This is a genomic window from Microbulbifer taiwanensis, from assembly GCF_014904815.1.
Taxonomy (GTDB): Bacteria; Pseudomonadota; Gammaproteobacteria; order Pseudomonadales; family Cellvibrionaceae; genus Microbulbifer; species Microbulbifer taiwanensis.
The window spans coordinates 1-22,613 of record NZ_JACZFR010000007.1 but is presented as its reverse complement, the minus strand read 5'-3'; the positions used below and the strand labels follow the sequence as shown (position 1 = coordinate 22,613).

General features: G+C 63.6%; 22 protein-coding genes. 6 read left to right on the top strand and 16 right to left on the bottom strand.

Features of this window, described 5'->3' with window-relative positions:
• Positions 1-7: 7 nt before the first annotated feature.
• The 12 genes from IG627_RS02040 to IG627_RS01985 all read right to left on the bottom strand — a co-directional run bounded on the left by IG627_RS02040 (position 8) and on the right by IG627_RS01985 (position 10,475).
• Positions 8-487 (bottom strand): phosphatidylglycerophosphatase A family protein, encoded by a 480-nt coding sequence (locus IG627_RS02040; RefSeq protein ID WP_193189476.1) that lies wholly within the window; start codon positions 485-487, stop codon positions 8-10.
• Between the two features lie 7 nt (positions 488-494).
• Complete coding sequence (thiL, locus tag IG627_RS02035; RefSeq protein WP_193189475.1) at positions 495-1,460, bottom strand: thiamine-phosphate kinase; 966 nt, start codon at positions 1,458-1,460, stop codon at positions 495-497.
• A gap of 1 nt (position 1,461) precedes the next feature.
• Positions 1,462-1,905 carry a transcription antitermination factor NusB gene (nusB, locus tag IG627_RS02030; protein ID WP_193189474.1) on the bottom strand — a complete coding sequence of 148 codons (444 nt, stop codon included), beginning with the start codon at positions 1,903-1,905 and terminating at the stop codon, positions 1,462-1,464.
• A 124-nt stretch (positions 1,906-2,029) separates the two neighbouring features.
• Complete coding sequence (gene ribH / locus IG627_RS02025) at positions 2,030-2,500, bottom strand: 6,7-dimethyl-8-ribityllumazine synthase (protein ID WP_193189473.1); 471 nt, start codon at positions 2,498-2,500, stop codon at positions 2,030-2,032.
• 13 nt (positions 2,501-2,513) lie between these two features.
• A complete protein-coding gene (gene ribBA, locus IG627_RS02020) occupies positions 2,514-3,629 on the bottom strand; it encodes a bifunctional 3,4-dihydroxy-2-butanone-4-phosphate synthase/GTP cyclohydrolase II (RefSeq protein ID WP_193189472.1) in 1,116 nt (371 codons plus the stop codon).
• Positions 3,630-3,818: 189 nt separating this feature from the next.
• Entirely contained in the window at positions 3,819-4,481 is a 663-nt protein-coding gene (locus IG627_RS02015) for a riboflavin synthase (protein WP_193189471.1), read from the bottom strand.
• A complete protein-coding gene (ribD, locus tag IG627_RS02010) occupies positions 4,481-5,608 on the bottom strand; it encodes a bifunctional diaminohydroxyphosphoribosylaminopyrimidine deaminase/5-amino-6-(5-phosphoribosylamino)uracil reductase RibD (protein ID WP_193189470.1) in 1,128 nt (375 codons plus the stop codon). Before ribD ends, IG627_RS02015 begins: the two co-directional genes overlap by 1 nt.
• Positions 5,605-6,072 carry a transcriptional regulator NrdR gene (gene nrdR, locus IG627_RS02005; RefSeq protein ID WP_193189469.1) on the bottom strand — a complete coding sequence of 156 codons (468 nt, stop codon included), beginning with the start codon at positions 6,070-6,072 and terminating at the stop codon, positions 5,605-5,607. The genes ribD and nrdR overlap by 4 nt, the downstream gene beginning before the upstream one ends.
• A gap of 128 nt (positions 6,073-6,200) precedes the next feature.
• On the bottom strand, positions 6,201-7,466 hold the full coding sequence (gene glyA, locus IG627_RS02000) for a serine hydroxymethyltransferase (protein ID WP_193189468.1): 1,266 nt from the start codon (positions 7,464-7,466) through the stop codon (positions 6,201-6,203).
• Positions 7,467-7,598: 132 nt separating this feature from the next.
• Positions 7,599-8,087 (bottom strand): outer membrane beta-barrel protein, encoded by a 489-nt coding sequence (locus IG627_RS01995; protein WP_193189467.1) that lies wholly within the window; start codon positions 8,085-8,087, stop codon positions 7,599-7,601.
• A gap of 163 nt (positions 8,088-8,250) precedes the next feature.
• Entirely contained in the window at positions 8,251-9,255 is a 1,005-nt protein-coding gene (mmsB, locus tag IG627_RS01990; protein WP_193189466.1) for a 3-hydroxyisobutyrate dehydrogenase, read from the bottom strand.
• Between the two features lie 104 nt (positions 9,256-9,359).
• A complete protein-coding gene (locus tag IG627_RS01985; protein ID WP_193189465.1) occupies positions 9,360-10,475 on the bottom strand; it encodes an enoyl-CoA hydratase/isomerase family protein in 1,116 nt (371 codons plus the stop codon).
• A 187-nt stretch (positions 10,476-10,662) separates the two neighbouring features.
• On the opposite strand from IG627_RS01985, the gene ettA reads away from it, so the two are divergent.
• Both ettA and IG627_RS01975 read left to right on the top strand, forming a co-directional pair.
• Positions 10,663-12,327 (top strand): energy-dependent translational throttle protein EttA, encoded by a 1,665-nt coding sequence (gene ettA / locus IG627_RS01980; RefSeq protein ID WP_193189464.1) that lies wholly within the window; start codon positions 10,663-10,665, stop codon positions 12,325-12,327.
• Positions 12,328-12,454: 127 nt separating this feature from the next.
• A complete protein-coding gene (locus IG627_RS01975; protein WP_193189463.1) occupies positions 12,455-13,264 on the top strand; it encodes an MOSC domain-containing protein in 810 nt (269 codons plus the stop codon).
• Between the two features lie 8 nt (positions 13,265-13,272).
• On the opposite strand, the gene IG627_RS01970 is transcribed toward IG627_RS01975, so the two are convergent.
• Complete coding sequence (locus IG627_RS01970; protein ID WP_226864620.1) at positions 13,273-14,421, bottom strand: methyltransferase; 1,149 nt, start codon at positions 14,419-14,421, stop codon at positions 13,273-13,275.
• Positions 14,422-14,607: 186 nt separating this feature from the next.
• Here IG627_RS01970 and IG627_RS01965 point away from each other — a divergent pair, with 186 nt between their 5' ends.
• A complete protein-coding gene (locus IG627_RS01965; RefSeq protein WP_193189461.1) occupies positions 14,608-15,582 on the top strand; it encodes a questin oxidase family protein in 975 nt (324 codons plus the stop codon).
• Positions 15,583-15,597: 15 nt separating this feature from the next.
• Entirely contained in the window at positions 15,598-16,146 is a 549-nt protein-coding gene (locus IG627_RS01960; protein WP_193189460.1) for a thioredoxin family protein, read from the top strand.
• Positions 16,147-16,179: 33 nt separating this feature from the next.
• Here IG627_RS01960 and IG627_RS01955 read toward each other — a convergent pair whose 3' ends face one another.
• Complete coding sequence (locus IG627_RS01955; protein WP_193189459.1) at positions 16,180-16,881, bottom strand: glutamine amidotransferase-related protein; 702 nt, start codon at positions 16,879-16,881, stop codon at positions 16,180-16,182.
• A gap of 189 nt (positions 16,882-17,070) precedes the next feature.
• Between IG627_RS01955 and IG627_RS01950 the strand changes: the two genes are divergently transcribed.
• Positions 17,071-17,805, top strand: a complete 735-nt coding sequence (locus tag IG627_RS01950; RefSeq protein ID WP_193189458.1) for an OmpW/AlkL family protein — start codon at positions 17,071-17,073, stop codon at positions 17,803-17,805.
• Between the two features lie 4 nt (positions 17,806-17,809).
• On the opposite strand, the gene IG627_RS01945 is transcribed toward IG627_RS01950, so the two are convergent.
• Complete coding sequence (locus tag IG627_RS01945) at positions 17,810-18,823, bottom strand: alpha/beta hydrolase (RefSeq protein ID WP_193189457.1); 1,014 nt, start codon at positions 18,821-18,823, stop codon at positions 17,810-17,812.
• Between the two features lie 10 nt (positions 18,824-18,833).
• Positions 18,834-20,711, bottom strand: a complete 1,878-nt coding sequence (locus IG627_RS01940; protein WP_193189456.1) for an AMP-binding protein — start codon at positions 20,709-20,711, stop codon at positions 18,834-18,836.
• Between the two features lie 237 nt (positions 20,712-20,948).
• Between IG627_RS01940 and IG627_RS01935 the strand changes: the two genes are divergently transcribed.
• On the top strand, positions 20,949-22,547 hold the full coding sequence (locus IG627_RS01935) for an AbgT family transporter (protein ID WP_193189455.1): 1,599 nt from the start codon (positions 20,949-20,951) through the stop codon (positions 22,545-22,547).
• Positions 22,548-22,613 lie beyond the last annotated feature (66 nt).

The window sequence follows — 22,613 nt, the reverse complement described above, 5'->3', positions numbered from 1 at the left end:
TTCTTCCCTAGACAATGAACAGGGCGGTCAGCTGCAATACCAGCGCCGCAAATATGCCTGCCAGTATATCGTCCAGCATAATTCCGACACCACCGTGCACCTTCTGGTCCGCCCAGCGGATCGGCGGCGGCTTGGCGATATCGAATATCCGGAAGAGCACAAAACCGTACAGAGCCCACCCCCAGCCGGCGGGGGCCATAAACATGGTGAGCCAGTAACCCACGAACTCGTCCCAGACGATACCGCCATGATCGTGCACGCCGAGCTTTTCTGCGGCGGCGCCGCACAGGTAGCAACCCACCAGCGCGGAGACTATTACCAGGCCCAGGTACCAGCCCGGCGAGAGATCGGCGAGCAGCCACCAGAAGGGTATCGCGGCCAGAGTGCCGAAAGTGCCCGGCGCCCTGGGCGACAGGCCGGAGCCGAAACCGAAGGCCAGCAGCATGGTCGGGTCGCGCAGCAGTTGGCCAAAGCTGGGATTTTTCATATTCCGTTCAAAAATGTTGGTAGCCGGCGGACTCGGGGAACCAGCGCTCGCCATCGAGCCAGGCGCGCACCCTTTCCCCGTTGTCACTCAGGCCGGCGCCCTCGATCACTGTGCCTATACGCACCGCCTCGAGGCCGAGCTGCTCCAGCTCGGGAATACGCTCCTGAGGGACAGTAAAACACAGCTGGTAGTCATCGCCACCGCAAGCGGCCAGTTCCAGTGCGCCCTCACCGGCGAGCTGCCGCGCTATTGCCGCCACCGGCAATGCGTGTAAATCGATATCCGCGCTTACGCGACTCTGCTCGCAGATATGCCCGAGATCGGCCAGCAGGCCGTCGGAGATATCCAGGGCACTGCTGGCCAGCGGCGCTATGGCCGCGGCAGTCGCCAGCTGCGGTTCCGGGAAGTAGTAGGCCCGCTGCGCTTCTTTTCGCTCGCTGTCGCCAGCCAGCTTCTGCCCCAGCACCAGCGGCAGGGCCGCGGCCGCAGCACCCAGCGGGCCACTGACATAGACGGCATCGCCGACACTGGCGCCATCGCGGCGCAGCGGCGCAGTGCTGCCGCCGGTGACCTGGATTGTGATCGACAGGGGTCCCTTTGTGGTGTCGCCGCCGACCAGGGATACGCCGTAGGCCTGCGCAGTCTGTAGTAGGCCGTCGGCAAATCCGCGTAGCCATTCCGCATCGCTGTGCGGCAGGGTCAGTGCCAGGGTGAACCAAAGGGGGCGCGCGTTCATCGCCGCCAGGTCGCTCAGGTTGACCCGCAGTGCACGGGCGGCGATGGCCGCCGGGTCTGCATCCGCGGGGAAGTGCCTGCCGGCAACCAGGGTGTCCACCGAAGTGGCGAGCAGGCCGTCCGCCGGCGGCTGCAACAGCGCGCAGTCGTCGCCGATGCCCAGCACCACACCCTCGCCGCGGGGGGCGCCGGCGAAGTAGTCGCGGATGATTTCAAACTCGCCCGGAGTGGCCTGCATCTCAGCTGTTCTTGTCTGCAGCCACTTCCGCAGCGCGCAGGTCTGCCGCGGTCTTGTCCAGAATGCCGTTGATAAACTTGAAGGCGTCGGTGGGACCGAACTTTTTCGCCAGTGCCACCGCTTCGTTGATCACCACCTTGTAGGGTACGTCGATACGGTTTTTCAGCTCGTAGGTGGACATGCGCAGCAGCGCACGCGATACCGGGTCCAGGTCGTCGACATTGCGATCCAGGTGCGGGGTGAAAGCGCCCTCCACCTCGTCGAGGTTTTTCGCCACGCCGTAGAACAGATCGCGGAAGTACTCCACGTCTGTCTTGCTCATATCGTTGTCGGCGCGGAACTCGGCCTCGATAGAGTTCAGGCTGGCGCCGGCCATCTGCCACTGGTAAAGGGCCTGCATGGCGAAGTGACGCGCTTTGCGGCGCGCGGATGCGGTAACTGTCATTCTCAGATCCGATATGTTTTCCGTAGGGTGCGCCGCGCGCACCATGGAATTCTCGGTGCGCACGGCGCACCCTACGCGAGTCCCGAGTCCCGAGTCCCGAGTCCCGAGTCCCGAGTCCCGAAAATTAAATTTTGCCCAACAGCGAAACCATTTCCAGCGCGGTTTCTGCCGCTTCGCAGCCCTTGTTGCCGGCTTTGGTGCCGGAGCGCTCTATGGCCTGCTCGATGGAGTCTACGGTCAGCACGCCGAAGGTCACCGGGATACCGCTGTTCAGGGACACCTGGGCCAGGCCCTTGGTGCACTCGCCGGCGACATATTCGAAGTGCGGAGTGCCTCCGCGAATCACCGCACCCAGGGCGATGATTGCATCAAATTTTTTGCTCTCTGCCAGCTTCTGTGCAGCCAGCGGAAACTCGAAGGCGCCCGGCGCATAGTAGATGGTGATATCCTCATCCTTGATGCCCTTGCGACGCAGGGTATCGAGGGCGCCGTCTTTCAGGCTCTCGACGACGAAACTGTTCCAGCGGCTGACCAGCAGCGCGTACTTGCCCTGGCTGTTGACGAAATCGCCTTCGATCACTTGAATATTGCTCATGATTTTTCCTTGATTATTCCTGGTCAGCGTTCAAATACTCTTCCACTTCCAGATCGAAACCGGAGATGGCGCTGAATTTAAACGGCGCGCTCATCAGACGCATCTTGCGCACTTTCAGGTCGCGCAGTATCTGCGAGCCGGTGCCTACCTGTTTGTAGACGAGATCCTGGCTGGGGCGCTGCTGCTTGCCACTGATCAGCCAGTCGATGCCCTCTTCAATTTCCTCGGTGGTCTCGTTGTGACAGATCACAACCACTACGCCCTTGCCCTCCTCGGCAACTTTCTTCATCGCCCGGTGTAAAGTCCAGGGCGCAAATTTCTCATCGCCGCGGCGCAGTGTGAAAAGATCGCGCGTAGTGTTGGCCACGTGCACGCGCACCAGGGTCGGTTCCTCCGGCGTCGGCTCCCCCTTGATAAAGGCGAAGTGGCGCTCGCGACGGGCCTTGTCCAGGTAGGTACGCAGCTTGAACTCGCCGAACTCGGTGTGCACCTTGCGCTCGTTGGTACACTCGACGGTTTTCTCGTTCAGGGCCCGATAATTGATCAGGTCGGCGATGGTGCCGATCTTCAGGCTGTGGGCCTTGGCGAACTTTTCCAGGTCGGGGCGGCGCGCCATGGTGCCGTCTTCGTTCATGATCTCGACGATCACCGCAGCCTGTTCGAAACCGGCCAGGCGCGCCAGGTCGCAGCCGGCCTCGGTGTGACCGGCGCGGCTCAGGACGCCGCCGGGCTGGGCCATGATCGGGAAGATATGGCCGGGCTGGACTATATCGGACGGCTTGGCATTGCGGGCCACTGCGGCGCGCACGGTGCGCGCGCGGTCGGCGGCGGAGATACCGGTGGTAACACCCTCGGCAGCCTCGATGGATACGGTAAAGTTGGTGCTGAACTGGGCCCCGTTGTCCCGCGACATCAGCGGCAGGTCCAGCTGCTCGCAGCGCTCCCGGGACATGGGCATGCAGATAAGGCCGCGGGCATGGGTGGCCATAAAGTTGATGTCCTCGGCGCGCACCTGCTCCGCGGCCATCACCAGGTCGCCCTCGTTTTCGCGATCCTCGTCATCCATCAGGATTACCATTTTGCCCTGGCGGATATCGTCGATCAGTTCTTCAACCGTATTGAGTTCCATAAATCTCTCTTTTTGGTTGCCGGTCGGCAGGCCCACAGCTAGATGCAAAGGCCCTGATGCCGGGTGGCCCCTTGTGGGACTGTTGGCGAGAGGGACCTCGCCGACAAGCCTACAGGGATGTATTTAGGGGGGCGCCTAGCCCTTGTCCCGCAAGGGGCCACCCGGTAGCAGGGCCACCCCGAAGCCGGATCACGCCTTGTAAAAACCGTGCTGTGCCAGAAACTCCACCGTCAGCCCGCCGCTGTCCGGCTCGGCGGCCTTGTCGCCGAGCAGCAGCCGCTCCAGGTAGCGCGCGATCAGGTCCACTTCCAGGTTGACCCGGGTTCCCGCGCGATAGGTGTCCATCACCGTTTCCTGCAGCGTGTGCGGCACTATGGTGAGTTCGAACTCGGCGCCATCAACGGCGTTGACCGTGAGGCTGGTGCCGTCGACGGTGATGGAGCCCTTGTGGGCGATGTACCTGGCCAGGCCATCCGGCGCGCGCAGGCGGAAGCGCTCGGCGCGGGCCTCGGACTTGCGCCAAACCACCTCGCCGATACCGTCCACGTGGCCGCTGACGATATGGCCACCGAGGCGGGTCTGCGGGGTCAGCGCCTTTTCCAGGTTGACCCTGTCTCCGAGTTTCCACTCGCCGACGCTGGCCACATTCAGTGTCTCCGCCGAAACGTCGGCCCAGTAGCCGTCGCCGGGCAGGTCCACCACTGTCAGGCAGACGCCGTTGGTGGCGATGCTGTCACCCAGCTGTACATCGGACAGGTCCAGCTTGCCGGTCTTGACGCGAACCCGCAGGTCGCCGCCTTTCGGCTGCAGCTCTGCGATCTCGCCTACGGCTTCGATAATTCCGGTAAACATCAGCGCTCTATATCGGTTGTCGCAGTGATGCGCCAGTCGTGTCCGACCGCGCGCATATCGGTAATGGTAATCGGCAGCACCGAGCCCATTCGTTCGATGGGCAGCTCGAACAGCGGCCTGGCCGTGCTGCCGAGCAGCTTCGGCGCCACATAGACGATCAGTTCGTCCACATGGCCGCGGTAGAGGAATTCGCCGGACAGGGTGGCGCCGCTCTCTACCAACACTTCGTTGCACTGGCGCCGCGCCAGTTCCTGCAACAGTGCCAGCAGGTCCACACGACCGTCGCTGCCCGCCGGCAGCACCAGCACCTCGGCGCCGGCCTGTTCCAGGCGTTCGCGGCGCGACGGGTCCGCCGCCTCGGTGGTGACCACCAATGTGGGGGCGTCGCCCTGCAAAATAAAGGCCTTGGGCGACGTGCGCAGTTTACTGTCGACGATGACCCTGAGTGGCTGTACTTCCGCTGCCTGCTCGGCGGCGAGCAGCTCCAGCGCCATCTCGTCGGCGCGCACATTCAGGTTGGGATTGTCGAAGCGCACCGTCTCCACACCGGTGACTATGGCGCAGCTGCGCGCGCGCAGCCGCTGCACATCGGCGCGCGCGGCCGGGCCGGTGACCCACTTGGACTCGCCGCTGGCCATGGCGGTGCGGCCGTCCAGGCTCATGGCGGACTTGCTGCGCACCAGCGGCAGGCCCAGGGTCATGCGCTTGATAAAGCCAGGGTTGAGGGCGCGGCACTGCTCCTCCAGCAACGGCCCCTCTACCTCGATTCCGGCATCCCTGAGTTTCTGCAGCCCCTCGCCGCTGACCGTAGGGTTTGGGTCCTGCATGCCGTAGACCACCCTGGCCACGCCGGCCTCGACCAGCGCGTCGGCGCAGGGGCCGGTGCGGCCGGTATGGCTGCAGGGTTCCAGGGTCACATAGACAGTGGCGCCGCGGGCGCGCTCGCCCGCATCGTCCAGCGCTTCGACCTCTGCATGGGGCAGGCCGGCGCGCCGGTGCCAGCCCTCGCCGACTATCTCACCACCGTCATCGGCGATCACACAGCCGACGCGGGGGTTGGGCATGGTGGTGTAGAGGCCGCGCTCCGCCAGCTGTATCGCGCGCGCCATCAGTTCGCACTGGCTCATTCTTTCACCACAGGCTTGCTGGTCAGGCGCTCTATCTCCTCGCTGAAATCGCTGACATCCTCGAAACGGCGGTACACGGAGGCGAAGCGTACATAGGCCACCTGGTCCATTTCACGCAACTGCTCCATCACCAGCTCACCGATGGCGAGCGCCGGCAGCTCGCGCTCGCCGGTGGCCTGCAGGGCGTGCTTGATCTGCGATACCGCAGATTCCACCCGCTCGGTGCTGACCGGGCGCTTCTCGACCGCACGCTGGATACCCGCGCGCAGCTTGTCCTCGTTGAAGGGCTCGCGCTGGCCGTTCTGCTTGATCACCCTGGGCAACAGCAGTTCGGCGGTCTCGAAGGTGGTGAAGCGCTCGTGGCACTCCAGGCACTCGCGCCGGCGACGCACCTGGTCGCCCTCGGCCACCAGGCGGGAATCGACAACTTTGGTTTCTTCTGCGCTGCAGAAAGGACAGTGCATGGGGGATAGGCCCTGATTGAAAATGGGCCGCAGTTTACCACAGCCGCGCGCGCGGCATCCCGCTACCGGCCCAACACGAAAAAGCGGCCCCGCAGGGCCGCTATCGAACAATCCGGATATTGCAGCTATCAGCCCTTGTACACCGGGTACTGCGCGCAGATATCCAGCACCTTCTGCTTCACCTCGGTGATGGTCGCCTCGGCGTCGCCCTTCTCCAGGGCGTCCAGCACATCGCAGATCCAGTGGGTCAGCTGCTGGGTCTCCTTGACGCCGAAACCGCGGGTGGTGATCGCCGGGGTGCCGACGCGCAGGCCGCTGGTAATAAACGGCGAGCGCGGGTCGTTGGGTACCGCGTTCTTGTTTACGGTGATATTGGCATTGCCCAGGGCCTCGTCCGCATCCTTGCCCGTATACTCCTTGCCGATCAGGTCCACCAGCATCAGGTGGTCGTCGGTACCGCCGGAGACGATATTGATACCGCGATCCAGGAAAGTTTCAGCCATGGCGCGGGCGTTCTCAACCACCTTCTTCTGGTAGGCCTTGTACTCGGGGCTCATGGCCTCCTTGAAGGAAACCGCCTTGGCCGCGATCACGTGCATCAGCGGACCGCCCTGGCCGCCGGGGAATACGGCGGAGTTGAGCTTCTTCTCGATCTCCTCGTTGGCCTTGGCCAGGATGATACCGCCGCGCGGGCCGCGCAGGGTCTTGTGGGTGGTGGAGGTCACCACGTCAGCGTGGGGTATCGGCGACGGGTATTCACCGGCGGCCACCAGGCCGGCCACATGGGCCATGTCCACGAACAGGTAGGCACCCACCTTGTCGGCGATCTCGCGGAACCTGCCCCAGTCCATGATGCGGCTGTAGGCGGAGAAGCCGGCCACGATCATCTTCGGCTTGTGCTCCAGGGCCAGGCGCTCCACTTCCTCGTAATCCACCTCGCCGGTCTCGGGGTTGAGGCCGTACTGCACCGCGTTGTAGATCTTGCCGGAGAAGTTCACCCGCGCGCCGTGGGTCAGGTGGCCGCCGTGGGCCAGGCTCATGCCCAGCACAGTGTCACCCGGGGCGCACAGCGCCTGATAGACAGCGGAGTTGGCCTGGGAGCCGGAGTGCGGCTGCACATTGGCGTAGTCGGCACCGAACAGCTTTTTGGCCCGCTCTATGGCCAGGGTCTCCACCTTGTCGACATATTCACAGCCGCCGTAGTAGCGCTTGCCCGGGTAGCCCTCGGCGTACTTGTTGGTCAGGCTGCTGCCCTGGGCCGCCATCACCTGCGGACTGGTGTAGTTCTCGGAGGCGATCAGCTCGATATGCTCTTCCTGGCGACGGTCCTCCTCCTGGATGGCTTCCCAGATATCCGGGTCGTAGGAGGCAAGTGTGACGGATGAATCAAACATGGTGTTCCCTCGGTAATGCGGGCTGAGTACAGAGTGGTGAAACTATAGAAAGGCGCGCATTGTACACCAAGGAAATCGGCACTGCGCAGAGTCGACGGCGCGGTCAGACGACCGCGCCTGGAGAGAGGATAGTTAGAAATTCAGGGTCACGGTGCCGGACCAAAAGCCGACATCTTCCTCGATCATGGTGTATTCCAGCTCGACATTGGTATTGGGGCTGTAGTTGAAGCCCACACCGGCGCCAAGGGAAATGCCGGTATCGTCCTCGCTGAAGCGGCCCACGGAGACGTCTTCGTACAGCAGGCCCAGACGGCCCTTGAAATAGAGGTCGCCGTAGGAGCGGTAGGTGCCGTAGCCAGCCAGGGTCTGGATATCCACGTCCACGTCACCGTCGAATACATCCGCCTCGCCGCTGATCAGCGAGTTGGTGTACTCGGCCTCGAAGCCCCAGCCGGACGGCAGCGTATAGCCGCCGCGCAGGCCGACATTGAGCGGGCTGTCGACGTTTCTCTGGTCTATGTCCATCAGGCCCACGGTCGCGCCCCAGTAACCGCCCTCCGCGGAGGCGGCGGAAGAACAAACCAGCGCCAGTGCAGCTACACCTTTTGCAATCTTACGCATAGGAATTCCCCAATTTGTTGTTGGTTAATAATTGCGCGGATTCTATCCGCCTTATTACCCGCCGAACAGTTACCGGGTCACAGAAGTGGAAGGTAAACGCCGCAGGGGTCCCTGTGACAGCGATAATTGTACGTTTGTTCCACCGGCCACCAACCGCTCACCACTACCCCTCCCCCGCCGGACGGCGGAACAGGTTCTGGATACTGGAAAAATCCAGGCGCCGGTTCTCGTCGCTGCCGCCGTGCAGCTGGTAGAGGTTTTTCGCCAGCGCCCCCAGCGGCGTGGAGGAGGCGCTGCCGGCGGCGGTGTCCATCGCCAGCCCCAGGTCCTTCAGCATCAGCGCCACCGCAAAGCCGCCGGCATAGCCGCTGGATGCGGGTACACCGTCCATCACCCCCGGGTAGGGATTGTATTTCTCCAGCGACCAGTTGCCGCCGGAACTGGCCTTCATGATGTCCGACAGCACCGTCGGGTCCAGGCCGTTATCCACCCCCAGCTGCAGCGCCTCGGCGGTGCCGATCATATGGATGGCGAGCAGCATGTTGTTGCAGATCTTGGCCACCTGGCCGGAGCCCGCCGGGCCGGCGTGGAAGATACTGGCACCCATCGCCTGCAGAAAAGGCCGCGCCGCGTCCACCGCTCCGGCGTCGCCGCCGCACATAAACGACAGGGTGCCGGCGGCGGCCGCGGCGGTACCACCGGAAACCGGCGCGTCCACGGCGCGAATACCCCGCTCACTGGCGGCGGCGATCAGCTGGCGCGCGTCGACCGCGGAAATCGTCGAGCAGTCGATCACCAGGGCGTTTTCTGACAGCGCCTGCAGCAGGCCGCGCGCGCCCAGGTAGAGCCCCTTGACCGCGTCGCCGCTCGGCAGCATCGAGATCACCACGTCGACGCCCTGCACTGACTGCTGGGCACTCTCGCCGCGCGCGCAGCCATTGGCAACTGCCTGCGCCAGCGCCGTTTCGGACAGGTCGAAGGCGGTCACATCGTAACCGGCCCTGGCCAGATTGGCGGCCATGGGTCCGCCCATATTGCCGAGGCCGATAAAAGCGATTTTTTCCATATTGCTCACTCCTTGTTGATTATTATTTGTTCCCTGCCGCCACCCGCGCGACACGACCGACTTGCAGGCAAAATTTGGAGGCAACGGGCTTAGCGTTGCCATCCGTGGCGAGGCAAAAGAGCGTTCGATCTGGCCCCGGCCCCGCCATCCCTGGCGGGTCGCCAAGCCGAGAACAAAGCTGCGCTTTGTACGCTCGCGGCTTGGCCCTACAAATCGGACAGCGGATTCTCCGCCCAGGGCGCCTCGAAACAGCAATCCACAGCCTCGGTGGAGATCTCTTCCAGAGTCGCCGGCTGCCACTGCGGCTGCCGGTCCTTGTCGATCAGCAGCGCGCGCACACCTTCCCTGAAATGGCCACTTGCGCAGAGATTGACCGCCAGCGCCAGCTCCATCCGGAATACCTCGGCCAGGGACAGGTGGCGGCCGCGCCGCAGCTGCTCCCAGACGATCCAGGGCGTCAGCGGCGATCCGCCAGCCAGGGTGGCGGCGGCTTTCTGCAGCCATTTGTCCTCACCTTTATAGGCGGTGATGGCGCGACAGACTTCCGGCAGGGTCGCAAAGTCGGTCAGCTGCTGAATCTGGTCATAGTGCGCACGCAGGTTTGACTGCGGCTGTTCCTCCGGAGGCAGCTGCAGCCGCTTCAGGCAGTCGCTGACCTGGCGGTGATTGCGCTCGCTATCGGCAAAGAACTCCAGCCCGGACAGGGCTACCAGTACGGTTTCGCGCCGATCCCCGGGCAGCATCCGGTCCGCCATACCCGCAAACAGCGCGTCGGCGCCATTGAACTGGGCCCCGGTGAGCCCCAGGAACAGGCCCAGCCTGCCCGGCATGCGGTTCAGGAACCAGCTGCCCCCCACATCCGGGAAGAGACCGATGGTCACTTCCGGCATCGCCAAGCGCGTTGTCTCGGTGACTATGCGGTGACTGGCGCCGGCCATGATGCCGATACCGCCGCCCATCACGATGCCGCCGCCCCAGACCACGATGGGCTTTCTATAGGTGTGGATCTTGTAATCGAGGCGGTATTCGCGGGAGAAGAAGCCGGTCGTAAACGCGTAATCCGGCGTCTCACCATAGGCCGCGGATTCGCGGTAGAGCGCCACCACATCGCCGCCGGCGCAGAGCGCCTTGTCGCCGCTGCCGTCTATCCACACGACAGCCACACTGTCGTCCTCCGCCCACTCGTCGAGCTTCAGCGACAGTTGCTCGATCATCTCCAGGTTGAGCGCGTTCAGCGCCTTGGGCAGATTGAGGGTGGCGGTCGCGAGAGCGCCGCGGCGGGAAAACAGGAGGGGGCCTTCACCCATTTTTAGCTGATCCATCTCTCTTCTTATGTTTCTGTACGACTTTGGCCGCAGTTAACCACAGTTGGCCGCCTCCGTCAGCCGCGCTGGCGGCGGTTGCCTGTTGGCGGGCTTTTGCTCCAGGGTGCGCGGTTGCACTTTTCCATCAAACTGATAAGTTGCGCGCAATTTCTGACCTATTCCAACTCCGTTAGTGGAACCCTAAATGGCCGAATACGTATACACCATGAACCGGGTGGGCAAGGTAGTGCCACCCAAGCGCGAGATCCTCAAGGATATCTCCCTGTCCTTCTTCCCCGGCGCCAAGATCGGCGTGCTGGGCCTGAACGGCGCCGGCAAGTCCACCCTGCTGCGCATCATGGCCGGCGTGGACCAGGATTTTAATGGCGAGGCCCGCGCCATGCCCGGTATCAAGGTGGGCTACCTGCCCCAGGAGCCGCAGCTGGATTCGGCCAAGACGGTGCGCGGCAACGTCGAGGACGGTGTGCGCGAGGCCATCGACGCCCTGGCCGGCCTGGAGCAGGTCTACGCCGACTATGCCGAACCGGATGCGGATTTCGACGCGCTGGCCAAGAAGCAGCAGCAGTACGAGGACATTATCCAGGCCTGGGACGCCCACAACCTGGAGCATCGCCTGGAAGTGGCCGCCGATGCCCTGCGCCTGCCGCCCTGGGACGCCGACGTGAACCTGCTGTCCGGTGGTGAGAAGCGCCGCGTGGCCCTGTGCCGCCTGCTGCTGTCGCGCCCGGACATGCTGCTGCTGGACGAACCCACCAACCACCTGGACGCCGAATCGGTCTTCTGGCTGGAGCGCTTCCTGCACGACTTCGACGGCACAGTCGTGGCCATCACCCACGACCGCTACTTCCTCGACAATGTGGCCGGCTGGATCCTCGAACTGGACCGCGGCCACGGTATCCCCTGGGAGGGCAACTACACCACCTGGCTGGAGCAGAAAGAAAAACGCCTGGAGCAGGAGCAGAAATCCGAACAGGCGCGCATGAAGTCCATGCAGAAGGAACTCGAGTGGGCGCGCCAGAACCCCAAGGGCCGCCAGTCCAAGAGCAAGGCCCGCCTGGCCCGCCTGGAGGAGATGCAGTCGCAGGAATTCCAGGCCCGCAACGAGACCAACGAGATCTATATTCCGCCGGGTGAGCGCCTGGGCGACAACGTGATCGAGTTCGTCAATGTGCGCAAGGGCTTCACCGACCGATTGCTGATCGACGACCTGTCCTTCCGCGTACCCAAGGGCGCCATCGTCGGTATCGTCGGCGGCAACGGCGCGGGCAAGTCCACCCTGTTCCGCATGATCTCGGGCCAGGAGCAGCCGGATGCCGGCGAGATCAAGATCGGCGAGACGGTACACGTCGCCTACGTCGAACAGGGCCGCGAAAACCTGGACGACAACAAGACCGTCTGGGAGGCCATCTCCGACGGCCACGATATGCTCAAGATCAACAACTACGAAGTGGGCTCGCGCAACTACGTCGGCCGCTTCAACTTCAAGGGCAGCGACCAGCAGAAGCGCGTCGGCGAACTGTCCGGCGGCGAGCGCGGCCGCCTGCACCTGGCCTATACCCTCAAGCAGGGCGCCAATGTGCTGCTGCTCGACGAACCCTCCAACGACCTGGATATCGAGACACTGCGCGCCCTGGAAGAGGCGCTGCTGAACTTCCCCGGCTGCGCCCTGGTGATCTCCCACGACCGCTGGTTCCTGGACCGCGTCGCCACTCACATCCTCGCCTACGAGGGGGAGAGCGAGACGGTCTTCTTCGAGGGTAACTACGCCGAGTACCACGAGGACTTCGTCCAGCGCAAAGGCGAGGACGCGGCGCCGCACCGGGTGCACTACAAGAAGCTCAAGACCTGATATAACAGAACGGCAGGAGCGCCGTTTTGCACAGCCGCAGGCTGCCCGAAGGGTGAGGGCCATGGATGGCCCGAATGAAAATTGCCCGCACACGCGGGCTTTTTTGTATCTGCCGTAAGGATTCTCCATGTACATCTCCGCCCTCTATCACTTCCCGGTCAAGTCCCTGCAGGGCCACAGCTGCGAATCCCTGTCCCTGGACAGGTTCGGTGCCGCCGGCGACCGCCGCTGGATGCTGGTGGACAGCGACGATCAGTTCGTCACCCAGCGTCGACTGCGCGCCATGGCGCGCTTGAAGGCCACCAATATCGATGGCGGCGTGCGTATCGAGAGCGCTTCTGGTGAGCAGGTGGAGATAGCGCAACCGGGCCAGTCCGCCGGGCTGCGCCGGGTCATCGTCTGGGGAGACACCGTCACCGCCCGCGACGCCGGAGACGGTGTCGCGCGATGGCTGAGTGAGCAGTTACAGACCCCTGTGCGCCTGGTGGCCATGGGGGAGGAGTTCTCCCGCCCGTTGACGGCACCGCGGGAGAATCGCCAGGTCGGCTTCGCCGATGGCGCACCGCTGCTGCTGATCGGCCAGGCCTCCCTGGACGACCTCAACGCGCGGCTGGAGGAACCGGTATCCATGCTGCGCTTTCGTCCCAATCTGGTAATCGACGGCGCGGCACCTTTCGCCGAGGACAACTGGAAACTGGTTCGTATCCACACTGCCACCGGCACGCTGGAGCTGGAGTGCACTCACACCTGCGCCCGCTGCGCGATACCGGGGCTGGATCCCTTGACCGGCGAGCCGGGCAAGGAGCCGCTGCGCACCCTGGCCCAATACCGGCGCGGGGAGAAAGGGAAGATCTATTTCGGCCAGAACCTGGCGCCGCGTCTCGCAGAACCGAGCAATTTCGCGATCCAGGTGGGCGACAGGGTAGAAGTGGAGTAGACGGGCCTTTACCAGTGCGCCTGTAACAGGATATTGCGCGGTGTCAGGTCATGTGGGCAGAACTCCCCGATCTGCACCTCGGCACCCTGCTCCAGCAGAAACAGCGCTCGATCCAGCACCAGCCATATCTCCAGCGGCCGGCGGAACAGGTGGGCCACCAGTTCCATGCGCCGCACAGAATCCAGGCGCCGCATCCCTCGCGCCAGCCATTCCTCCCCGTCCATCGCAGCGGGCAGAGTTAACTGCTTGCGCTCCGCCGCCCAGCGGGCAAATTCGCCAAAGCTGCCCGAGAGAAGGCTCTTCTTCACATTGGGCACCGGCAGGTAGCTGTCCTCGCCGCGCAGCGCGCGCTGCAACTCGTCGAAAGCCAGTCGCCAGTGCAGTTCCGTCTGCCGCAGGCGGCGTACACCGGCCCCGGCGGTGACAGTTTCCTGCAGCGGCAGACGCAGGTCCTCCCGGGACAGTTTGACCTGTGCACGGGCCGCGGCTTCGGAAATGGGAGTGAATGTCTCGCCCCGCACCAGGTGATAGCAGCAGGGCGACAGGCTCAGCCTGCCGCTGCGATTGCGCACCCAGTGGCGCATCAACGTCGTGTGCAGGTCACCACAGGCGTGCAGCGCCACCGCATCCTCACCGGGCCCAACCCAATCGCCAGCCTCCGGCGCAAAGGCATCGCAGCACACGAAACGCATCTGTGCGTCGCTGCGCGCCGCCAGCCTCTCACCTTCGCGACAGAGGTCCCGCCGCCACTCCAGGCTGGTGACCGATCGCCGATCGCAGGTCGACAGCAGCCGCCCCAGGTGGCCCTTGCCCGCGCACCACTCCAGCAGCGGCTCGCCGCTCCGCGGCAGACAGCCCGCAAACGCGAGTATCTGCTGCCATTTGCGACCGGGAATGCCGTGGTCGAGCCGGGTGTCGAAGGCGAGTTCCCGGGGCAATAAGCGGGGCAGGAGGGTCAGTTCCTGCAGGCGCCGGCCGTCCGCAATCCAAGGGAGCAACCACTCGGTCGCAGCGGCGCCGTCCCGCTCCAGCTGCTCTAGCTCGCCATCGCCCAGGGCCTCGAGGGCCGCACAGAGTGCCGGGCAACTCCGCCGCCAGCACAGCTGGCGGTGATGGAAGGGTTGGAACTGCCACCAGTGGCGATTGGCCGCAAGCATGCAATCCAGCGCCCGGAACCACTGCGGGAGAAAGCCCGCCCGAAACGACTCAACTGTCTGCGCCATCCGCCAATATCACTCCATACTCAAACCGATCTGACCGGGCGCGCATTCTATATTCATAGTGGGCAACTTTTGAACAGACAATCATCCCGGCGGATGAGGCGGGAAAGTAGAGAGACACTTATGAGCATCACCCGTTACTGTGCAGAACTGCTCGAGGCCGCCAGCCGCTACCATGTGCGCTACGGCGACCGCCTCGCCAACCACCTGCCGATGGTGCTGATCGCACTGGACAAGATGGGGGCCAGCCACGAACAGATGCGCCACGCCTTCGACCGCTCTATCCCCCACCTGGAGAGACCCCGGCTGCAGCCGCCGGATCCCAATATCTCCATCGCCGCCTGCCGCAATCGCGAGGAACTCTTCCCCAGCGCCCTGCGCTACTACGAGACCCAGATCAAGCAACACGGTATAGCCGAATGCCTGCGCCGCGAACTGCCGCCCCTGTTACCAGCCATCGCCAGCGCCGCCTTCCACCCCCTGATCCGCACCGCCTACGGCATAGATGCCCGCCACCAGCAGGAAGTCGCCTGCGGCCTGGCGTATTGGAACCTGGAATACCACACGCTGCCCGCCAGCGAGAAGCGCACCAGTGCGCACGCGTCGGAGATACTGCCGCAACTGGCGGAACGCTTTCCGTTGATCTCACTGGCGCCGGGCAATATCGCCGATCATATGCAGTCGGTGACACAGCAGCGCGGATGGATGGATACTCCGATTCAACCGGAGCAGCTGGGGCTGGAGGATATTGCGAAGGTGGCTATCAATGCCTATCGAGGAACAGGGGATTTCACACTGTTGCACGGGGTAACCGGCTGCCATGCGCTTAGATTGCTACTGCCCTACTGTCCTGAGCCCGAAATTGCGCTGCGCTATTTCTGGACCGGTCTCACTGTGGCTTTTTTAAGTACCGGACCCAAAAGTATTGTCGCCACTGAAATCAACGGATCGGGGGCAACCTGGAGGGAAATAAGAAAAAGTGCCTGCGACAGTGACGACGACCATGTGATCAAACTCGCCTACAGCTGCTCACAAGAGTACAGTTTTTATGGCTGGCCTGATTATCAGCAGGCCGCAACAGGTCTCTATAAAAAATAAATCCAGGAGAAAATAATGGCCCTGACTCCATCCAGTATGGCTCCCCTCGGCAGTCCCATGCCGAGTTTTTCCCTGCCGGATCCGGCGGGAAACCTACATGACAGCAACGATCTTCCAGAACAACCGATCCTGATCGCCTTTATCTGCAACCACTGCCCCTTTGTAAAACACATGGCTCCGGCCCTGTCTGAATTCGCCCGGCAATACGGTGAGGCAGGACTGACCATCATCGCCATCAACAGCAATGACTTCGAAAACTACCCCGAAGACAGCCCGGAAAAAATGCAGGAGGAAATAGCCGCGCGCGGTTATATATTCCCCTACCTGGTGGATGAATCCCAGGAAGTGGCGCGAGCCTTCGGCGCGGCCTGCACGCCGGATTTCTTTTTGTTCGACGAGCATCGCAAACTCGCCTATCGGGGGCAGTTCGACAGCAGCCGGCCGGGGAACAACGAACCGGTGAACGGGCGCGATCTGCGCGCGGCGGTGGATGCGGTGTTGGCGGGGGGGAAACCCGGTGGGGAGCAGCTGCCCTCGATAGGCTGCAATATCAAGTGGAAGTGAGGCGGGCACGACGCCCGCCTCGATGCAGAGAAATTACTTGCGCAAAAACTCCACCATCCACCTGGCGACAGTGCTCTCGTGGATATCATTCTGCAGTGAGGCCTGGCCCTTCGCCACCGTTTCCTCACCGAAGGCTTCCTTGCGCAACTCCATCAGGCTCCTGGAATAGGTCTTGGTGAATTCCGGGTGGGCCTGGAAGGTGAGCATATGGTCGTCCACCTGCACCATGGCCATGGGGCAGAAGTCGCTGGAGGCCAGCACCTTGGCGCCCGGCGGCAGCTCCTCCACCTGATCCTGGTGGCTGACCAGCAGGCTGAATTGCTGCATCGGCTCGGACATCCAGGCCGGGGTCTCCTGCATTTCATAGCTGTGCACACCTATGCCCCAGCCCTTGCCAGACTTGCGCGTCTTGCCGCCGAGGGCGTGGGCGATCAGCTGGTGGCCGAAGCAGATGCCGATGGTGGGCTTCCTGGCATCGTGCAGTTTCTGTACGAATTCCATCAGCGGCGGAATCCACTCCTTGTCCTCGTAGACGCCGGTCTTGCTGCCGGTAATCAGGTAGGCGTCCACCTCGTCGATATCCGCCGGGTAGTGGCCGCGCTGCACCTCGTAGGTAACGAATTCCAGCTTGGGATCCTGGCTGCGCAGCAGCTCGGCGAACATCTCCGGGTACTCTCCGAATTCACCCACCAGCTCCTTGCGCACGTCGTCGGTTTTCAAAACTCCAATTTTCATTATTTCACCGCTGATTTGACTGCTATCGGTTGTCGTTGAGAGTGCGGATTATGGCATATTCGCGCGGCCGAGTTGGCCCCGGTGGCCATCGCGCCGATGGCGCCTGTATCCACCGTCGCGCGTCGCCGAAGTGAACCTGTGTCTAAACTGACAAATGGAAGTCCCTTGCCCTTCACGGAGCCATCTCACATGAAAGCCGCCAATCTTCTGGCCATCGCCCTGGCGCTGGCACTCGGGGCCGGCCAGGCCCTGGCCGATTACGAACAGGGCAGCGTCATCCTGCGGATCGGCGCCGGCTGGGTGGACCCTGACGACGACTCCAACTGGCTGCGGCTGGACGGCACCCAGCTACCGGAGAGCCGCCTCTATCTGGATACTGGCGAGAGCGCCACCATTACCGGCACCTGGCTGTTTGCCGATCACTGGGGGCTGGGCCTGCTGGCGGCCTTCCCCTTCGAACACGATCTGAAAATCTCCGGGCTGCCGGACCCAACCGGTGGGCCGCCGCTGGGCAAGGTCAATCTGGGCGATGTCGAACAGCTGCCGCCGACGCTGACGGTGCAGTGGTTCCCGGTATGCACGGATTCCTGGGTGCAGCCCTATGTCGGCCTAGGCATCAACTACACCACTTTTATGGACGAGAACATCAACAGCAGCGCCAACGACTATTTCATGATGGTACTGGGCGCCCAGGCCGATGCCGACCTGGAGCTGGACGATTCCTGGGGGCTGGCCGGCGAGCTGGGTATAGACATAGCCCTGGGCCGCAATAGCCAGTGGCTGATCAACGCCGCCGTCTGGTACCTGGATATGGACAGCGAGGCGAAGATCCGCTTTCCGACCGCGAGCGGAACCAGCGTGATCAAGACAGATGTGGATATAGATCCCTTCGTCTACTCGATTGGCATCGGCTACCGCTTCTGACCTGTTATCGCAACTCCTGCAGCTGGAGCCCCCGATACAGAAATTCCGCCAGCCGCTGCTCCAGCGGCTTTTTGCTGCCGTCGCCGGCGAGACTGGGATCCTCCATGGAGTAGAAGTGACCGCGCCCCGGCATCCAGGCCAGCTCGGCATCCACCGCGGCGCGGTGGAAGGCCTGCAGTATCGGCGGCGCCGTGGCGAGTATGCCGGGGAAATCGTTTTCACCCACCACCAACAGCGTTGCCGGATGGTCGCCGCCCTGCAGGGTGCGGTAGAGGTCGTAGCCCCAGAAGCCCCCGGACAGGGACACCACTGCCTTTACCGGCGCGCCGGCGCCGAACCCCAGATTGTTGGCGGTAAAGGCGCCGGCGGACCAGCCGCCGATGGCGAGGCGCTCCGGGTCCACGCCGTACTTCGATGCATTGGTGCGAACATGTTCCACCGCCAGCCCCATATCCTCGGTGGCACCGAGAATACTGCGCCAGAAATGCATACGGGTCTTTTCGGTCAGCGGCGCCAGCCCCATCTCCGCGCGCACCCTGTCGATATGTGCCGTGTACTCCGGCTTCAGGGCCAGGGCCACATCCATCAGCTGTTTCTTGTCAGCGACGCCGGCGAGGCCCGGGTCCTCCTGGGTCAGGCGGTAGTCGATGGAAAAGCAGCTGTAGCCGCGCGCGGCAAAGGCGCGACAGTAGCCGGACATGGGGGTATTGCGGTTGCCCTCGGCGTCCCGCATGGCTTGCGCATTCCTGCCGCCGCGGTGCCAGGAGCCGCCGAAGGCCAGCACCAGTGCAGGGCGTTTTGCCGGTGCGGCGCTGCCGCCGGGGTGGTAGTAATCCATGCGCAGCGCGCGAAGCCGCGCCGCGCCGCTGGCCTCCACAAGCCCCTCTCCGTAGACCAGATCCCGCTGCACCTCCACCGGATACTGCGCCGACAGATAAGTCTTTGGCGACTGTCCGCCCTCTGCCGCCAGCGCGGGTATAGCGGTCACCAGGGCCGCAAGCACCAGCCATCGCAACATAGGACTCTCCTCAGGTATTTTCTGTCTGTTCAATCATTTTCAGGCACACCGCAAACTGGCCCAGCAATGTCTCGACTTCCGCCGCCCAGTAGCTGTCGACCTTCACCTCCAGTCGCAGCTGCCCCGCCTCCACGATCGCAGTGACACAGGCATCCAGCTGCGCACCCCGCAGCCGTTCGCGCGCGGCAGCCTGCAGCGCCAGGCGGCGCAGCTCCGGCTTGAAAATCTTGCCCACCGCGGTGAGCGGCATCTGCTCCAGCAGGAAGACCCGCTTGGGTACGGCGGCGCGTTCGCCGATAACCTCCGCCGCGAACTGCAGCAACGCCTCGGCATCCGGCTCCGCGCCGGGGCGCGGTTGCACGAACACCACCGGCAACTCACCGGCGCGCACATCCGGCATACCCACCGCCACCACTTCGGCGATATCCCGGTGACGGCGCAATGGTTCCTCGATCAACTGTGGGTCGATATTGTGGCCGCCGCGGATTATCAGGTCCTTGGCGCGCCCGGTGATAGTGAGCCGGCCGTCACTGTCCAGGTAACCGCAGTCGCCGGTATCGAACCAGCGATGCCCCTTATCGTCAGTGTGCCAGGCACCGCGGTTGTCCGCTTCGTCGAGATAGCCGGCAAAGACATTGGGTCCGCGGATCAGGATGCTGCCCACCTCGCCATTCGGCGACGTAAACACGCCGCCATCCACCAGGCTGGCCACCTGCAGGTCGGTGTAGGGCAGGCGCAGGCCGACGCTGCCCACCGGCGCGGTATGCGATTCCGGTGCCGACGAACCGGGGCAGCGGGAGATCAGGCAGCAGCTCTCGGTCATGCCGTAACCCTCGACGATACGCAGGCCGAAGCGCCGCTCAAAGCGCCGTTTCAGCCCCGCCGGCAGGGGCGCGGCACCGCTGCCGATTTCAACCAGGCAGGACAGGTCGAGTCCGTCGATATCGGCATCCAGCAGCAGGTTGAACAGGGTCGGTACCAATGGCACCGTATTGGCGCGGTGCGCGGCGACCAGGTGCCAGAAATTCTCCAGCACCAGCGGGTTGCGGAAGCCCCTGGGGGTCAGGTGCAGCACGCAGTTGCCGTTCGCCAGGCTGGCCAGCCCGGCCACCATGGCACCGTAGATATGGAAGAGCGGCAGGCCGTTGAACAGCCTGTGCCTGGGCAGCCCGGTGATACCGCTCATCTGCTCGGCGACAAAGGCGAAGTTGCGCTGGGTGAGTTTGGCGATCTTGGGCCTGCCGGTGGTGCCACCGGTGTGGAAGTAGGCGGCGACGTCGTCCGCCGCGGGCAGTTCAACCAAGGCTTCCGGCAGGCAGGCATCCATGCGCGCACGGTAGTCCAGGACCTGGACTCGCTCGGGAATATCGACGCAGCGCCCCGACGGGCCTATCACCAGCAGCTGCTCCACCCCCGGGCACCGCTCGAGCAGCGCCGGCACCCCCACCCAGATCTCCGGCGCCAGCGTCGCCGCACACACTGCCAGGACGCGGCTGCCGGTGGCATTCAGAATACCCGCCAGATGCTCCACCTCCAGCAGCGGATTCAGGGGGTTGACGATGCCGCCGCACTGGGCGGCAAAGGCGAGTATCTGTGCCTCCGGCAGCGTCGGCAACAGCAGTGACAGCACCTGGCCGCGGCGGAAGCCCTGCTGCAGCAACAGCTGGCGGGCCTTCAGGACTTCGCGAAAAAGGGCGCCGTAGCTGAGTGACTGCGGCTTCTCGCCGCGCTCGCCGGTCATCAACATCTCTATGGCCGTGTCGCCGGCGAAGCGCTCCGCGGCCCGCGCCAGCAGCGCGGGAATGGTGTCCAGCGGGAAGCGCTCCTGCTGGGGCAGCTGTTCGTACTGGCGGATGGCCTCCAGTGTGAGCGGCGGCAGCTCGTTCATCATCGCTCCCGGTATTGTGTTTCCTGATACGACGACGATGTCCCAGCGCCGGACCCAACGCCATTACCTGTGAGGTAGCGGTCAGCCGACCCGGGATGAATGACCGCAGTAAGCGGCGTATTCTCGTAAAACCATTCTGAAATACCGGACTTTTGTGTATGATCGTCCGCTTTTAGCACATTTTTCAGCCAATTCCACATTGAGCTGGCGAACGGACGAGAACATCGAGGAGAGAAGATGACCACAACCACATCCTCCAGCGAGCGGCAGGCTCCACCCGCCAACAGGACCGCTTTCACCCGCTTCCTCGACACCGTGGAGTGGCTGGGCAACCTGCTGCCCCACCCGATCACCCTGTTCGCGCTGTTTGCCATCGGCGTGGTGGTGATCAGCGGCATCGCCTCCTACTTCGGCCTGGCCGTCGCCGACCCGCGCCCGGTGGGCGCCGCAGGCCGCGCGCCCGACGGCATCATCGAGGTGTTCAACCTCTTCAGCGGCGAGGGGCTGCGGATCATCGTCACCAGCCTGGTGACCAATTTCACCGGCTTCGCGCCGCTGGGTACAGTGCTGGTGGCGCTGCTGGGTGTCGGCGTGGCCGAGCACTCGGGGCTGCTCAGCGCCGCCGTGCGCGGCCTGGTAATGCAGGCGTCAAAGCGCACCGTAACCGTTATCGTGGTCTTCGCCGGCATCCTGTCCAATACCGCGTCTGAGCTGGGCTATGTGGTGCTGATTCCGCTGGCGGCCATGATCTTCCACTCCCTCGGCCGCCATCCACTGGCCGGCCTGGCGGCGGCCTTTGCCGGTGTCTCCGGCGGCTACAGCGCCAACCTGCTGATCGGCACCGTAGATCCGCTGTTGTCCGGCATCACCGAATCCGCCGCCCATATGATCGATCCCACCTACACCGTGGGCCCGGAGGTGAACTGGTTCTTTATGATCGCCAGCACCTTCCTGATCACCATCGTCGGCAGCTGGGTGACCATCGCCATCGTCGAGCCAAAACTGGGCAAATACGATCCGAAAGAGGCTGCCGTCGACCTGTCCCAGGACAAGATGGGAGCCCTGACTGCGGAGGAGAAACGCGGCCTGAAATTCGCCGGCCTGGCGGTAGTCGGAGTCTGCGCGCTGCTGGCGCTGTCCATCGTTCCCGAGTGGGGTGTGCTGCGGGATCCGGAAACAGGCGCCGTGGCCGGCTCCCCCTTCCTGAAGGGCATAGTTACGCTGATCGTGGTCTTCTTCGCGGTTCCCGGCTTCGTCTACGGCCGTGTGACCGGTACCATGCGCAACGATCGCGACGTTATCAATGCGATGTCCAAGAGCATGGGCACCATGGGCATGTATATCGTGCTGGTGTTTTTCGCCGCGCAGTTCGTGGCCTTCTTCAAGGTGACCAACCTGGGCACCATCTTCGCGGTGCTGGGTGCGGACGCGCTGCAGAGTATCGGCCTCACCGGCCCGCTGCTGTTCCTGTTCTTTATTGTGATGTGCGGCTTCGTGAACCTGATGCTGGGCAGCGCCTCGGCCCAGTGGGCGGTGACCGCGCCAATCTTCGTGCCCATGCTGATGCTGCTAGGCTATGCGCCGGAAGTCATCCAGGCCGCTTACCGCATCGGCGACTCGGTGACCAATATCATCACGCCGATGATGAGTTACTTCGGACTGATCGTTTCCTTCGCCACCCGCTACAAGAAAGACCTGGGCATGGGCACGCTGATCTCCACCATGATCCCCTATTCCATCTTTTTCTTTATTTGCTGGACGGCACTCTTCTTTATCTGGGTATTCGCCCTGGGACTGCCTGTGGGCCCGGGGGCGGCGACCTACTACAGCAGTTGATGGGAAGCACCCCCGCCCCCCCCAAGGCGGGCGCCCACTCGCGAGGTGGACGCGCGCCGGGACGAC

Coding starts and splice junctions, on each gene's coding strand:
- IG627_RS02040 (WP_193189476.1), bottom strand. CDS start 487: ATGAAAAATCCCAGCTTTGGCCAACTGCTGCGCGACCCGACCATGCTG.
- thiL (WP_193189475.1), bottom strand. CDS start 1,460: ATGCAGGCCACTCCGGGCGAGTTTGAAATCATCCGCGACTACTTCGCC.
- nusB (WP_193189474.1), bottom strand. CDS start 1,905: ATGACAGTTACCGCATCCGCGCGCCGCAAAGCGCGTCACTTCGCCATG.
- ribH (WP_193189473.1), bottom strand. CDS start 2,500: ATGAGCAATATTCAAGTGATCGAAGGCGATTTCGTCAACAGCCAGGGC.
- ribBA (WP_193189472.1), bottom strand. CDS start 3,629: ATGGAACTCAATACGGTTGAAGAACTGATCGACGATATCCGCCAGGGC.
- IG627_RS02015 (WP_193189471.1), bottom strand. CDS start 4,481: ATGTTTACCGGAATTATCGAAGCCGTAGGCGAGATCGCAGAGCTGCAG.
- ribD (WP_193189470.1), bottom strand. CDS start 5,608: ATGAGCCAGTGCGAACTGATGGCGCGCGCGATACAGCTGGCGGAGCGC.
- nrdR (WP_193189469.1), bottom strand. CDS start 6,072: ATGCACTGTCCTTTCTGCAGCGCAGAAGAAACCAAAGTTGTCGATTCC.
- glyA (WP_193189468.1), bottom strand. CDS start 7,466: ATGTTTGATTCATCCGTCACACTTGCCTCCTACGACCCGGATATCTGG.
- IG627_RS01995 (WP_193189467.1), bottom strand. CDS start 8,087: ATGCGTAAGATTGCAAAAGGTGTAGCTGCACTGGCGCTGGTTTGTTCT.
- mmsB (WP_193189466.1), bottom strand. CDS start 9,255: ATGGCAACGCTAAGCCCGTTGCCTCCAAATTTTGCCTGCAAGTCGGTC.
- IG627_RS01985 (WP_193189465.1), bottom strand. CDS start 10,475: ATGGATCAGCTAAAAATGGGTGAAGGCCCCCTCCTGTTTTCCCGCCGC.
- ettA (WP_193189464.1), top strand. CDS start 10,663: ATGGCCGAATACGTATACACCATGAACCGGGTGGGCAAGGTAGTGCCA.
- IG627_RS01975 (WP_193189463.1), top strand. CDS start 12,455: ATGTACATCTCCGCCCTCTATCACTTCCCGGTCAAGTCCCTGCAGGGC.
- IG627_RS01970 (WP_226864620.1), bottom strand. CDS start 14,421: ATGCTTGCGGCCAATCGCCACTGGTGGCAGTTCCAACCCTTCCATCAC.
- IG627_RS01965 (WP_193189461.1), top strand. CDS start 14,608: ATGAGCATCACCCGTTACTGTGCAGAACTGCTCGAGGCCGCCAGCCGC.
- IG627_RS01960 (WP_193189460.1), top strand. CDS start 15,598: ATGGCCCTGACTCCATCCAGTATGGCTCCCCTCGGCAGTCCCATGCCG.
- IG627_RS01955 (WP_193189459.1), bottom strand. CDS start 16,881: ATGAAAATTGGAGTTTTGAAAACCGACGACGTGCGCAAGGAGCTGGTG.
- IG627_RS01950 (WP_193189458.1), top strand. CDS start 17,071: ATGAAAGCCGCCAATCTTCTGGCCATCGCCCTGGCGCTGGCACTCGGG.
- IG627_RS01945 (WP_193189457.1), bottom strand. CDS start 18,823: ATGTTGCGATGGCTGGTGCTTGCGGCCCTGGTGACCGCTATACCCGCG.
- IG627_RS01940 (WP_193189456.1), bottom strand. CDS start 20,711: ATGAACGAGCTGCCGCCGCTCACACTGGAGGCCATCCGCCAGTACGAA.
- IG627_RS01935 (WP_193189455.1), top strand. CDS start 20,949: ATGACCACAACCACATCCTCCAGCGAGCGGCAGGCTCCACCCGCCAAC.